Source organism: Acinetobacter sp. CIP 101966 (genome assembly GCF_000369725.1).
In the GTDB taxonomy this organism is placed as follows: Bacteria; Pseudomonadota; Gammaproteobacteria; order Pseudomonadales; family Moraxellaceae; genus Acinetobacter; species Acinetobacter lwoffii_Q.
Genome location: NZ_KB850162.1, coordinates 6,151 through 19,453, shown reverse-complemented (window position 1 = coordinate 19,453; position 13,303 = coordinate 6,151). Strand labels below are relative to the sequence as shown.

11 protein-coding genes are annotated in these 13,303 nt (G+C 39.3%); 8 read left to right on the top strand and 3 right to left on the bottom strand.

The annotated features are described in order from the left end of the window. Nucleotide 1: 1 nt before the first annotated feature. From F891_RS14625 to brxL, 3 genes are read left to right on the top strand one after another with little or no spacing between them, the layout of a single operon-like run. Complete coding sequence (locus F891_RS14625; protein ID WP_005264222.1) at nt 2-1,939, top strand: AAA family ATPase; 1,938 nt, start codon at nt 2-4, stop codon at nt 1,937-1,939. Next, nucleotides 1,940-4,564, top strand: coding sequence for a BREX-1 system phosphatase PglZ type A (gene pglZ / locus F891_RS14620; protein WP_005264220.1), 2,625 nt, complete (start codon nt 1,940-1,942; stop codon nt 4,562-4,564). It abuts the gene before it with no gap. Between the two features lie 29 nt (nt 4,565-4,593). Then, nucleotides 4,594-6,633, top strand: coding sequence for a protease Lon-related BREX system protein BrxL (gene brxL / locus F891_RS14615; RefSeq protein WP_005264219.1), 2,040 nt, complete (start codon nt 4,594-4,596; stop codon nt 6,631-6,633). 118 nt (nt 6,634-6,751) lie between these two features. Here the strand turns inward: brxL and F891_RS14610 are convergent, their stop codons facing one another. Continuing rightward, on the bottom strand, nt 6,752-7,117 hold the full coding sequence (locus F891_RS14610; RefSeq protein ID WP_004733161.1) for a MerR family transcriptional regulator: 366 nt from the start codon (nt 7,115-7,117) through the stop codon (nt 6,752-6,754). 86 nt (nt 7,118-7,203) lie between these two features. On the opposite strand from F891_RS14610, the gene F891_RS14605 reads away from it, so the two are divergent. From F891_RS14605 to F891_RS14595, 3 genes are all read left to right on the top strand, one after another. Then, nucleotides 7,204-8,082, top strand: coding sequence for an alpha/beta hydrolase family protein (locus tag F891_RS14605; RefSeq protein ID WP_004282179.1), 879 nt, complete (start codon nt 7,204-7,206; stop codon nt 8,080-8,082). Then, entirely contained in the window at nt 8,057-8,452 is a 396-nt protein-coding gene (locus F891_RS14600) for a hypothetical protein (RefSeq protein ID WP_004282178.1), read from the top strand. The genes F891_RS14605 and F891_RS14600 overlap by 26 nt, the downstream gene beginning before the upstream one ends. A 74-nt stretch (nt 8,453-8,526) precedes the next feature. Further along, a complete protein-coding gene (locus F891_RS14595; protein ID WP_004282177.1) occupies nt 8,527-9,051 on the top strand; it encodes a PaaI family thioesterase in 525 nt (174 codons plus the stop codon). Nucleotides 9,052-9,756: 705 nt separating this feature from the next. On the opposite strand, the gene F891_RS14590 is transcribed toward F891_RS14595, so the two are convergent. Together F891_RS14590 and F891_RS14585 are read right to left on the bottom strand one after the other, a co-directional pair. Next, nucleotides 9,757-11,091 carry an ISNCY-like element ISAba32 family transposase gene (locus F891_RS14590; RefSeq protein WP_005264215.1) on the bottom strand — a complete coding sequence of 445 codons (1,335 nt, stop codon included), beginning with the start codon at nt 11,089-11,091 and terminating at the stop codon, nt 9,757-9,759. A gap of 130 nt (nt 11,092-11,221) precedes the next feature. Next, nucleotides 11,222-11,560: a hypothetical protein gene (locus F891_RS14585; protein ID WP_004282175.1), complete on the bottom strand. Its 339-nt coding sequence runs from the start codon at nt 11,558-11,560 to the stop codon at nt 11,222-11,224. A gap of 72 nt (nt 11,561-11,632) precedes the next feature. Here F891_RS14585 and F891_RS14580 point away from each other — a divergent pair, with 72 nt between their 5' ends. Together F891_RS14580 and F891_RS14575 are read left to right on the top strand one after the other, a co-directional pair. Next, nucleotides 11,633-12,178 carry a hypothetical protein gene (locus tag F891_RS14580; RefSeq protein ID WP_004282174.1) on the top strand — a complete coding sequence of 182 codons (546 nt, stop codon included), beginning with the start codon at nt 11,633-11,635 and terminating at the stop codon, nt 12,176-12,178. Nucleotides 12,179-12,198: 20 nt separating this feature from the next. Next, nucleotides 12,199-12,957, top strand: a complete 759-nt coding sequence (locus F891_RS14575; protein WP_004282173.1) for a hypothetical protein — start codon at nt 12,199-12,201, stop codon at nt 12,955-12,957. Nucleotides 12,958-13,303: the final 346 nt, after the last annotated feature.

Below are 13,303 nucleotides of genomic sequence, written 5' to 3'. Positions count from 1 at the left end.
AATGATAGTAGGAATTTTTCTTAGATATTTTAAAACTTACCAAGGGATTAATTATATTCCCATAACTGATCAAGATAAATTTTGTGGTCTTGTTGGGGATAATGGAATTGGTAAAAGTTCTGTTTTAGAAGCATTAGATTGCTTTTTTAATGGGAAAGAATGGAATTTTCATACTGTTACTAAAAAGAGTGGTAAAGCATCAACGAAACCTCAGATCGTTCCTGTATTTTTAGTAAAAAAAGATAGTTTTGTAGATGGATCTGAAGAGTATAAACAAGCTTTAATTATAAGCGATGTGGTATGGTCAATTACTGAAGAAGATGTAGGACCCTCTACAAAAGCTCATACAAAACGTTTTATAGATCATAGAAATAAGCTACTGCGTAATATAGACATATCAGAATATTTTTTATTACCTCTTGGTGAAAATTATAAGGGAGAGATTTCTGTCTCTATTTTTAATTGTTCATTATTATTAGAAAAATTATTAGGTGATGAAAAAATTGAGGAAGGAAGAACAAGTTTAAATGATGTTGAGCTTAATAAATTTAAGCCACTTTTAAATAGTCTTAGGAAGTCAATTGAATATATTTATATTCCACGTGAGATTGATCCAGAAAGTTTTACTAAATTAGAAACAAACGAAATCCAAGTATTAATGGGAGAAAATCTGAATCAAATATTGAGTCAGAAAGTTACCCCATCTCAAATTACGGAAATTAATCGAAATCTAAATTCTTTTTTAGATACATTGGAAGATGAGTTAGAAATATATTCCTATAGAACTCCAACTGATAGGCAACAGCAACTGAAAAAAGCTGATGTTTATAATTTAATTATCCAAGCATTTTTTAACATTAGAAAATTACATAAAAAGCAAGGAGATAATTGGCTTGAAATTAATGCACTAAGCTCCGGCGAAAAACAAAAAGCGATTATTGATGTAGCTCATAGCTTATTAACTAAGCATAGAGATAGTGGTGCAAATTTAATTATCGCAGTAGATGAGCCTGAGTCATCCTTGCATATGTCTGCATGTTTTACACAATTTGATGCTCTGTATGATATTAGTCGAAATTGTAAGCAAGTGATTTTTTCATCTCATTGGTATGGGTTTTTACCAGTAATAGAATCAGGTAGTGCAACAATTATTAGTAAAAAAGAAGGGACTCATGTTTTTGATCAGATAAACCTTGCTTCTTATCGTGAACAGGTGAAGCAAATGACAGCATCTTCAAAAGGAAGACTTCCATTTGATATCCGTTTAAAAAGTATGAATGATCTTGTGCAATCTATAATCACTAGTGCAATGGGGAATGAACCTTACAATTGGCTAATCTGTGAAGGTACTTCAGAAAAAATTTATCTAAGTAAGTATTTAGAAGATCTCATAGCTTTAAAAAAATTAAGAATTGTACCTGTAGGTGGAGCTAGTGAAATTAAGCGACTATACAATTATTTGGAAACTACGTATGAAGATTTTCGTAATGAAATAACAGGAAAAATCATTTTAATTTCTGATACAGATGCTGAATTAGTAAATTATAACGTTAAAGCATTGCCAAATTTAATCTGTAAGCGAATGGTTAATTGTTCAACCACAAGAACAACAAAATTAGTAAATATTCAAGCAAACCCAGTTTCACCTGCTACTGAAATCGAAAATTCATTATCTGGCAAAACATTTTATAAAACACTTTTATCTTTTAAAGATCAGTATCCTCAGGAATTAAATTGGTTAACGAAATCAGTTGAAGAAATTACAGAAGAGGTGTCTTATTTCGCTTTGGATTTAAGGACAAGTGAATGGGATGCATTGAACGATTTCTTCGATAAAGACAATAATAAATTTTTGTTTTCTCAACGTTATATTGAAAATATAGATGGAAATCACGTTGTTCCAAATTGGATCAATGAAATTAGAGGATGGCTCGAATAAATGAATCTGGATCAACTTCAGCAAGGTCTGACCCAAGCTTTTTATACTGAAAATCACCGAATTGTCTTTTGGTACGATGCGGAACAGTCATTTACTGAAGAAATCAAAGCCCTAGAGCTAAATGATGTCCAGATTCTGAATATGGCAGAAGAGTCGAGCCTGGCGATCAAGCTCAAACTGGAACTGCAAGATCAGCAGGGTAAATACTTGCTGTATTTCCCTAGCCCTGAGCCTGAAACCGAAAAAGACTGGTTACTGGACATCAAGCTATATTCTCGCAGCTTCTATGCCGATCGTTTCTCGATTATTTTCAATGAGCTGGGTTTACAGCAGCAGAGTCTAAGAGAACATCTGGCCAAACGTGAAGAATTTCTCAAAGCCAAAGCACGTCTGAGCACCTTAAAACGCTATATCCAGCCTGATGCAGATGCACAGGATCTGGACATGGCCATGATTGCGGCTGTGGTCAAGGCTGACAGTGCCGAACTCATGCATATCGTTCTGGCGCTGGCAGATGAAATGGTACAGCAGAATCTGAGCCTGGAAGTGAATCCAGATTCCTTTGCTGAACTGGAAAAATTCCAACTGGTGCCAGCTTTAGTCACAGCATTACAGGCGGAAATTGGTTATCCAGCATCGGTTGAAGAATTGAATGGGGAAGCACCATTCAAGCTCGGTACGTTCTTTATCCGTTTGATGAGCACAGGTTTCTGTGAAAGTCTGGGCGATATACCGCTATGGGCTCAAGAACTGGTGATGTCATCCGTCAGCTCCCGTGCAACAGCCAGAGCCTTTTTGTCGCGCTGGAGAGACAGCTCCAAATACTACCCAACCTTCGACACACTCTCCCAGACCGTGGCAAATGCACTGCGGATCCAAGAAAAGGTCGGGGCCTTTGATCTGGAGCAGCTGCTCGATGTCATGACCTTTGAAGTAATTGAACAAAAGATCATTGTTGATTTGGCCAGTCATATCCCTGCAGCAGCCAAAGCTGAACTGGAACATTTCAGAACGATTATTTCTACCCGTCTGGATGGCTATTGGGCTTCCAAACATAAGGACGATGCAACCCGCCGTAAATACCGTACCGTCTATACAGCGTTGCAGGCAGCGATTGAGCTGTTCAGCCTGCGACTGCTGTTTGATGCCGGTTTCTATTTCGACTCTAGCGAAGCCTTGTATAAAGCCTACGAGCAGGAGTTGTATCGCTTTGATATGGCCTATCGCCACTACAGTGCTGCTTCTCAACGCGCTCATGTCGATATCCTGAAAAAACTCGATGAAGAAGTCGAAAATTGCTATTCCTACTGGTTTATTGACCACTTGGCACGTAACTGGGGTGAGCGTGTAGAAGCTGAGCAACGCTTGAATGTCTGGAAAGTGGCAGATATCCCAAATCAGCAGAACTTCTACGATACTCACGTCAGACCCTTACTCAGTTCTGCAACGAAACGCCGTATTGTGGTAATTATCAGTGATGCTTTTCGCTATGAAGCTGCGGTAGAGCTGCGTGATCGTATTAATGAAAAGCGTTATTCTGAAGCGACCTTGTCTTCACAGCTGGGTGTCGTACCAAGTTACACCACACTTGGCATGGCCTCGTTGTTGCCGCATCAGACTTTGGAGTACAAAGAGGCCGCAGGGGATGATGTTTTAGTAGATGGGCAATCTAGCAAAGGTACTGCAGCACGATCCAAAATTCTGGCTACCTATAATGGATTGGCAGTAACCGCTGAAATGGTAAAAGGCTGGTCGCGTGATGAAGGCCGTGAAGCGCTGAAAGACTATGAGCTGATTTACGTTTATCACAACGTGATTGATGCACGCGGTGACAGTGCCTCGACAGAATCTGAGACCTTTATGGCGGTGGAACATGCTATTGAAGAGCTGACTGAACTCAGCCGTAAAATTTTAATGCACTTCAATATTTCCACCCTGTTGATTACAGCCGACCATGGCTTCTTGTTCCAGCAAAGTAAACTGGAATCTGCGGATCGTTCAAGCTTGACTGAAAAACCTACCAATACATTGAAGAGCAAAAAACGCTATGTGATTGGGCATGGTTTACCAGAGAGCAAGGAAGCCTGGAAAGGCTCAACCCAAGCTACGGCAGGCACATTATCTGCGACTGATTTCTGGATTCCAAAAGGGGCGAACCGTTTCCATTTTGTAGGAGGCTCACGTTTCGTGCATGGCGGCATCATGCCTCAGGAAATCGTAGTGCCTGTACTAACGGTAAAACAGCTACGTGGTGAAAAGGCTGGACAGCGGACCAAGCGTAAAGTTGAGGTCATTTCTACCAAATCCACGCTGAAGATGGTCAATAACATCCAGAAGTTTGATTTGATGCAAACTGAAGCTGTCAGTGAGCTGGTCATGCCAGTGACTTTATCCATTGCCATTTATGATGGGGATCTTAAAGTTTCCAGTGAAGAAACTTTGACTTTTGATAGCACTACCGACTCTGTTGCCGATCGGGTCAAACAGGTCAGGCTGTCATTGTCTGGCACTGATTTTGACCGTAAGAAAGATTACTTCCTGGTACTGAAGGACAAAGACCTGAATATCGAGATGCAACGCTATAAGGTCACCATTGATTTGGCATTTACCGATGACTTCTTCTAATAACGAATTAACGATAGAGCGTAGCCTACATGGAATCTGCTAACGATAAAGAACTGGATCAGCTGCTGAATGAACACTTTGCCGGGCGGGTGGTACGTAAGGATCTGACTAAACTGATCAAAGAAGGGGCCAATGTCCCTGTCTATGTACTCGAATACCTGCTGGGGATGTACTGTGCCTCGGATGATCCAGAGATCATTGAACAGGGACTACGTAACGTAAAGACCGTACTGGCTGAGAACTACGTCCGTCCTGATGAAGCTGAGAAGGTGAAATCCCTGGTTCGTGAACGGGGCAGTTATAAGGTCATTGATCGGGTGACCGTAAAGCTGAATGAGCGTAAGGACAAATACGAAGCATCATTTAGTAATCTGGGTATCAAAGATGCCGAAATCTCGGCAGGCATCGTCAAAGAGTATGAAAAATTACTTGTTGGTGGTATCTGGGTCATTGCTACGCTCAGTTATTATTTTGAAGAAGGACAGACTAGTTCTCCATTTGGGGTGAGTTTACTCAAGCCGATTCAAATGCCGAATATGAATATGGATGAGCTGTTCAACGGACGAGCAGCATTAAGCACGGATCAGTGGCGCGAGAGTTTAATCCGTTCCATCGGCATGGAACCGGCTTCGTTAAAAGAGGACGTGCAATGGCACCTATTAGCGCGTATGGTTCCGTTCGTTGAAAATAACTATAACGTTTGTGAACTGGGACCACGCGGTACCGGGAAAAGCCATATTTACAAAGAGTGTTCACCGAATAGTATTTTAGTCTCTGGTGGGCAAACGACTGTCGCCAACCTGTTCTATAACATGAGTAGCCGCCGTATTGGTCTGGTGGGCTTATGGGATGTGGTAGCTTTTGATGAAGTCGCCGGTATTTCCTTTAAGGACAAAGATGGCGTACAGATCATGAAAGACTACATGGCCTCAGGATCTTTTGCCCGTGGTCGTGAACAGATGGAAGCCTCAGCTTCGATGGTTTTTGTGGGTAATATTAACCAAAGTGTTGAATCCTTGGTGAAGACTAGCCACTTATTGGCTCCTTTTCCTGAAGCAATGATCGATTCAGCATTCTTTGATCGCTTTCATGCCTATATCCCGGGTTGGGAAATTCCAAAAATGCGTCCGGAATTCTTTACCAACCGTTATGGTCTAATCGTTGATTATCTGGCTGAATTCTTCCGGGAAATGCGTAAGCGTAGTTTTGCGGATGCCATGGAGAAGTACTTCAAGCTAGGGAATAACCTGAATCAGCGTGATGTGATCGCCGTTCGCAAGACGGTTTCTGGATTGATGAAGCTGCTCTACCCACATGGTCAGTTTAACAAAGAAGATGTACGGCAATGCCTGGAATATGCACTGCAGGTGCGCCGTCGGGTCAAAGAACAGCTGAAGAAAATTGGAGGGATGGAATTCTATGATGTGCATTTTAGCTATATCGACAATGACACCCTAGAAGAGCATTTTGTTTCGGTAAAAGAGCAGGGTGGAGGTGGACTTATTCCCGAAGGTCCTGCTAAACCAGGTTTCCTGTATACCATTGGCCTCAGTAATAAGGGCATGCCAGGCTTATACCGCTTAGAACTTCAAGTCACTAAAGGTTCAGGAAAGTTGGCGACATCTGGTTTATGGAATTCAAGCAGTGCCAAAGAACAGGTCAAGATTGCTTTTGACTACTTCAAGGCCAATGCATCCCGGATCTCGGGGGGCAGTAAGGTGCTGGAACATGACTTCCACTTACATGTGGTGGAATTACAGAATACCGGGCCGCTCAGCCATCTTGCCTTGCCAAGTTTAGTGGCTTTCGCTTCAGGCCTGTTAGGACGATCGGTACAAAGTCAGATGGTGGTACTGGGTGATATGAGCTTGGGTGGTTCAGTGACACCGGTGGAAAGTATTGCCGAATGTCTGCAAGTTGCTTTTGATGCGGGTGCCAAGAAGGTTGCTTTACCAATGAGTAGTGCGGCAGATATCCCAACGATTCCTGTGGAACTGTTTACCAAGTTCCAGACCAGCTTCTATGCAGATCCGGTGGATGCGGTGTTTAAAGGGTTAGGGGTGGATTAATTTCATATCTGTCTGGAAGAGTTACAGTAGATTGTTTTAAATTCAGTTTCTGGAGACCATCCCAGATTCTGTGTAACTGACGTTTAGATTAAATACTTACACAAAATTTAGGAAGGTCTCAAAGCGCCAACTTATCCTTATATTCACACATGCCTTTTAATGCATCATCTATCAACGCTTTCATTTTAGATAACTCTAGAATCTTAACTTCAATTTGCTTGTTTTTTTCTAGAAGCTTTTCACCCATTTGTGATTGGGTCAGGTTGTTTGTATACAGTAGCTCTGTTAACTCTTTAATCTCTTTTAAGGTAAAACCTAACTCTTTCGCCATGGAGATCATATTAAGCTGGTCGACTGTCTTATTAGTATAGTCTCTATAGCCATTAGCTGTTCTAGATGGTGGCAATATCAACCCTTCTCTCTCATAAAAACGAATTGTATCTCTGCTTAATCCGACTATTTCAGTTAATTCTTTTGTATTCATTATCGAGCACGCTCACTTAACGTTTGACTATGGAGTAATATCCATAGTTTAGAGTAGCCATTAATTAACAACAAGTAGGGTTTTTTATGGATATTAATATATTGACGGATGATAACGTCGAGCTGCGTGCAACTCTTTATAAAGCTGCTAATCCTAAAGCCGTTGTTCTAATAAACCCAGGAACCGCTACCAATACTTCTTATTATTTACCTTTTGCTAAATATTTAAGAGAGCATGGTTTCCATGTCATTCTATGGAATTACAGAGGGTTTTGCGATTCTAAAGTGAGTCATCTAAAGGATTGTCATTATCAGTATTCTGATATCGGACGGTACGACATTCCAGCTGTTATCGATACAGCCAAGCGCCTGTTCAATGACTTACCCTTGTATTGCGTAGGGCATAGCGCTGGAGGTCAACAAGTTGGCCTTGCTCATAATGCTGATCAATTGGATGCTTTAATCGCAGTGGCTGTCTCAGCAGGATACTTTAGCTATATGCCGCTTCGCTATCGTCTTAAGGCTAACTTCTTTTTCCGTTTTTTAGCACCGCTTAGTAATAAAGTCTTTAATTATGTGCCGGCTAAAAGCTTCAAACTCATGGAAGATTTGCCAGCTGGTTTTACAGAGGAATGGGGTGCTTGGTGCCGAGAAAAAGAGCTGTTTTTCTCGGATAAATTCTATGGGAAAACCATTCCCCTTGGGACTTACAAGAATTTTAATGTGCCAACTTTCGTCTTCACTGCCGATGATGATGAAATCTGTACTGAACGCAACCTGCATAATTTTTGGAAAAATGTGACTAGCGATCAACCCATCACTTTTAAACGCTATACCATTAGCAAGGGATCAGACCAATCAATTGGGCATTTTGGCTATTTTAGAAGTAAAAACACTCATATTTGGCAAGATATTTTAGAGACGATCAACAAGGTACACCATGATAAATCGTTACAAACATTGTAAAACCTTGATTTTTATTGTATTACTTAATGTGTTCTCGAGCATTTTGCACTATGTTCATAATGTGGTTCATTTTGATCACTATCCTGAGCCTGATTGGTTATCCCCTCATCTGGTAGATGCTTTTTGGTTCGTCATGACACCAATCGGTATCTACGGCTTGATCGTGGCTGTCAAAAGCCAGATGAGCAAGGGGCATTGGTGGCTTTATTTGTATGCCTTGATGGGTTTATTGTCATTACTACACTACAACGTTAAGACTGATAATATTATGACGATCACCATGCACAGTCTTATCTGGTTTCAAGCAATATGTGCTTTTTGGTTAATCGGCTATGTAACGATGTATTTTAAAAATAAAAGTGGGCATTAAGAACACTAATTGATAAAACTTTGGTCTTTATAAGAATGAGCTAACATCTTATTTATCGTTTTAAGGAATTGAAAATGAATGTTGAAGAAACTATAGCAACATGGGAAACAGAAGAAGCACTCATTAGAGAAAAGCTAGGTGACGCTGACGTCATTCCATTATCAGACTTAACCACTCGCAGCGGTATGGACATTTTTAATGCTATGTTTGCAGGAGAGCTGCCTCATCCTCCTATTGGTCTAACGCTCGACTACACTCCTATTTATATGGAAAAAGGTATTGCCGTTTTTCAAGGGCGTCCAAAGCTTCATCATTACAACCCATTAGGTACAGTCCACGGCGGCTGGTTCTGCACGCTTTTAGATTCCGCTGTTGGCTGCGCTGTCCATACCCTTTTGCCAGCAGGAAAAACCTACACAACTTTAGAGATAAAAGTAAATATGGTGCGAGCTTTGACAGTGGCAACACCTTTAGTACGGGCTGAAGGCAAAGTCATTCATGCTGGTCGGAGAACAGCGACTGCTGAAGGCAAAATTGTAGGGCCTGATGGCAAATTATATGCCCATGCCACCACAACCTGCATCATTCTTGATGTTTAGATAAAATTTTTGATCGTTAATAGCTTTTAAACCAAAGAAAAATGCTAAGAATATAATGGATATTATATGGGTATACCCCAACGGAGATCGACATTTACCAAAAGTAATGGCAGCATAATTTAAATATTTAGAGCGGATTTATCACTTATAAAACTAGATTGAGTGGTCTAATTAACGGAACCACATCACATTCAGAATGAAATTTAGAAATTAAGGATTAATCTTAGAAATAAAAAACCCCGGCATCCTGCCGGGGTTTTTCATCGTTGCTGATTGTGCTGTTGTACCCTCTGGTCCATGTGCAATAACTTATAATTTTTGTTTTATGTTATGGAACATCCTGTTCCTGATGACTTGATCATAGGAAAATTCCACTGTTCCAGGTAGTAGCAAAGGGCCGAGATTGATGTGCGCCAAAGCGTACAAAATAGCCTAAATTTTATCCCCAGAAATTGGGGATATTTTTGGTCCTGGGAAGGCCGTGGACATTAGGGAAATGTCGAATTTGAGTATTTTTTAATCGATTTTATTGGCCAAATATTACAAATCTGCTTAAAAAACACACGAGTTGTTAAAACGTCTGTTTTTTGATCTTTTGGGTTTTGGATTTATGGGTTTAAGTAATTGATAAATAATACTATTTAAAAAGGCTGTTATTCACCAATTAAAATGTCTATGCGATAAACCATTTAAAATGTCCTGTTTTTAACCACAAGAGTCAAGCACAGGATTTAACTTTCTTTGTTCAATAACAGCTTTCTGAGCTTTACGACTCGGCATACTTTTCTTGAGACGGGAACGTTTATTCTGTTTTTCCAACTCTTCATGCTGTTGCTGAATATGTGCCAGAACTGTACCTAACCGTTTATTCTCAACGATCTCATTCTGCTGTAGCCCAGCTAATTTATTGAAAATGCTGTAGTTGAGCTTTCGTCCCTCGTGCATGAGGGCCACAGTCCCATCCGGGTACTCCAGAAATGAAATATATTGCCCAACAAGCTTATGATTCAGCTCTATCGGTTCAAGCAGATAAATACATTTGTCATAGGTCAGGGTCAGATTCTTGGTGACCTTACGCGGTTCCTGCCAGGTAAAAATATCATCCAGTTCAAGATGAGATTCGGTTAATGGCCGATGTAAATTCTTTGAGTTTCGCGCACACTTGGCAAACTTCTGATTGAAATGCTCAATAAAGCAGGGCAGCCAGGCATTTGCCTCGGCAATTGAACAGATACCTTCTAGGCGCATTTCCTTGATCAGGCGATCCTGGAGTGTTCTATTGGCACGTTCCACACGGCCTTTGGCCTGGGGTGAGTTGGCGAAGATAATATCAATATTTAACTCATTCAGAATCCGCCCAAATTGCGTGATCTGGCTATCTTGGCTCGATTTCTGATTCACTCGGAATACCGAGTGTTTATCGCTATAAAACGCTAAAGGCTTGCCGTATTGCTCAATGTAGGCTCGGGTTGAAAGCATATAATCAAAGGTCGTTTCAGCCTCACAAAAGCGCAGATGCAACAGCTTTCCAGTGGCGTCATCGATATAAACCAGCAAGCAGCATTTGGAAGCTCGACCTTCAAACCAGTCATGATATGAGCCATCGATCTGGATCAGCTCACCGAAGCAATCACGGTTGTATCGAGGCTGATATGGACGTTTCAGGCGCTTGGATCGAGGAATCCAGAGGTCATTTGCAGTCATCCAGCGCCGAACCGTTTCTACCGGGATATGCAGGCCAAACATGCTGCTGAGCTTCTCATGAGCCAATGTAGGACCAAAGCCAAGTAAATGTTCAGAAATAATGGAAAGACATTCTGATTTTAACAGGACGTCATGGCGACGATGACCCGGTTGACCACGACTGGCATGTGCCATACCTGAGACACCATCTTGATTGAGCTTCTGCAATAACCGGGTAATTTGACGGGTGGAAAGATTCAGGATTTCAGCAGCACGGACCTGGGTAATACGATGATCTCTAACGTCTTGCAGAACTGCAAGGCGTTGAATTTCTTTATCAGACATAGTGATCAGCATCTATATTTTATATCCAGTCCATGGTGATAAAAACCATCATAAACCAGACATTTTTATTGGTGAGAATATAGACACTTTAAATGGGTTCTAACAAAGGCATTTCGTATAACGCCCATTATGTTAAATGGAACTATTTTGTTTTGTAATGCGGATCCCTTTTAATAATTATTTGCTCAGAGTCAGCCTCAAAAAAGCAAGTAATTTTTTCAATTTTAGAGCGTATTAAAAGGCTTTTGTCCAAATAAATTATTAGTTTATTTACGTTTGAATTAAAAATAGCTCTTCCTCTTGGAACTTCTTCATATTCCATATATTTCAAATCGTTATTTCTACTTTGAAGAACTTTCCAATATTCGATATGAGCATAATTACTATCAGCTAAGCCTATAGAGTCGATATCTGAAAGACAAAAATCATGTGCAATCCCTAATACCTCATCTTTCCAATACCAAAAAATTCCAATTTTCATATTACGTAGTTATTTACATGTAAAATTTTATATGTTTTATTATATACAAATACATATAAAAGGAAATATCTAATGACATATGTTCTTCCTAAAGATGTAAGAACCCCTAGAAAAAATGTAAAGGGAGTCCATGTCCTCTATGATGGTGCTGAAGAATCATTTTCAATTGCTGTTTTAAACTGGGCTGATGAATCAGGGAAAACTGTTGAGAAATTAGCTTTAAGATGGAATGGATCTGAAGAATCACCAAAAGGATATCCTTCAGCTATGGGAAACCCTTCATGGTTTATTATCCCTGCTAAATTGGAAAGTGTTTTAAGAGATCGAGCAATAGAGCTAAATGAAAGAGAAGGTAAAGCAAAAGCCATCAATCTTTCTAATAAAATTTTAGAACATGTGAGCCAAGTTAGAGCTAATGAAAAAGGGGCTTTTGGTTTTACTACTTATACAACTTCTGAGAAATTAACAAAGACTGAACTAGATGAACTTGAGAACTTACTGAAACAAAATATGGTCTTTTTTTTAAAGACTGATGACCCTGATGATACATTCGATATAGGGCAGAATGGTGATCTAACAATTAAGCTTAACTTTTTAAGTAATCAGTCTAATGATTAATATTTAAGAGACAAAAATTAATGATTGAATACACTTCAAAATTAGCTCAATTAAAAGAGCATTTGAATAATTTGCCTCCTGCTGAGAAAGAATGCTTACATGATTTAAGCTATCCATTTATTCCCAATTTTGACCCTTTATTTGATTCATCTAAGAATAAAGTACTATTAATTGGTCAAGAGACTAAGGGATGGCAAGGGCGGTTAGAAAATTTTTTAAATGACGATATAAACTTAGAAAACATCATTCAAAACAGTAAAAAACGCTATGGTGAGTTATATGAACAATCCGCTACGCGAAGTCGTTTTCATCAATTTATGAAGAAAATAAAAGAGGTTAATCATAATGAACCAGTACAGTGGTTAAATTTTTACTTATTTGACTATAAGAAAAAGTCTTTTAATGGGCTCAGAAAAAAATCTGAATATGAAAAAATTTCCTCATATCTAGAAAAATTATCTATTCAAAATTTATCTGAACAAATAAAACGTTTAAAACCTAAAGTTATTTTTTTCACTGGTCAATATCATAATAATTTTCCTAAACTAGAAAAAAGCTTAGAACTATTAAGCAATGAAAAAATAACTGCTGGAGAACATATAGATAAATTTAATATGCGTATCTGGAATAATGAAACTCTAGTACTTCGAATGCCTCATCCTGCCCATTGGAGAGCATCTTCAAATGAAGCAAGACAAATCGCTTTAAATTTTTTCAAAATTTTTGATGAGAGCAAAAATATTGATGATTTTAAAGCTCGGGTTATTACTAGTAATTAACATCATTTTTATTAATTTTTCTAAAATTAACATAATACACCTTATACGAAATGCGTTATAATTATCTATAGAAATCAATGCTGTAGTTTCTAGTTTATAGCCCGAACATCCCTGTTCGGGCTTTTTTTATGATTTTTCACGTTCCACGCCTATTATTTAAGCAATGTTTCACGACTTTGTTCATATTAGTTAAACAATCGTGGTTAATCATAGGGTCTAAAAAAACGGCTCCAAAAGCCACTGCTGTCCCATAGTTTGCTTTAAATAAAAAAACCTGAGTCCTAACAGTTAAAATATGAGTGCAAACAAACACTTTAACGACCAGGATTCAGGTTTTGTCACATCA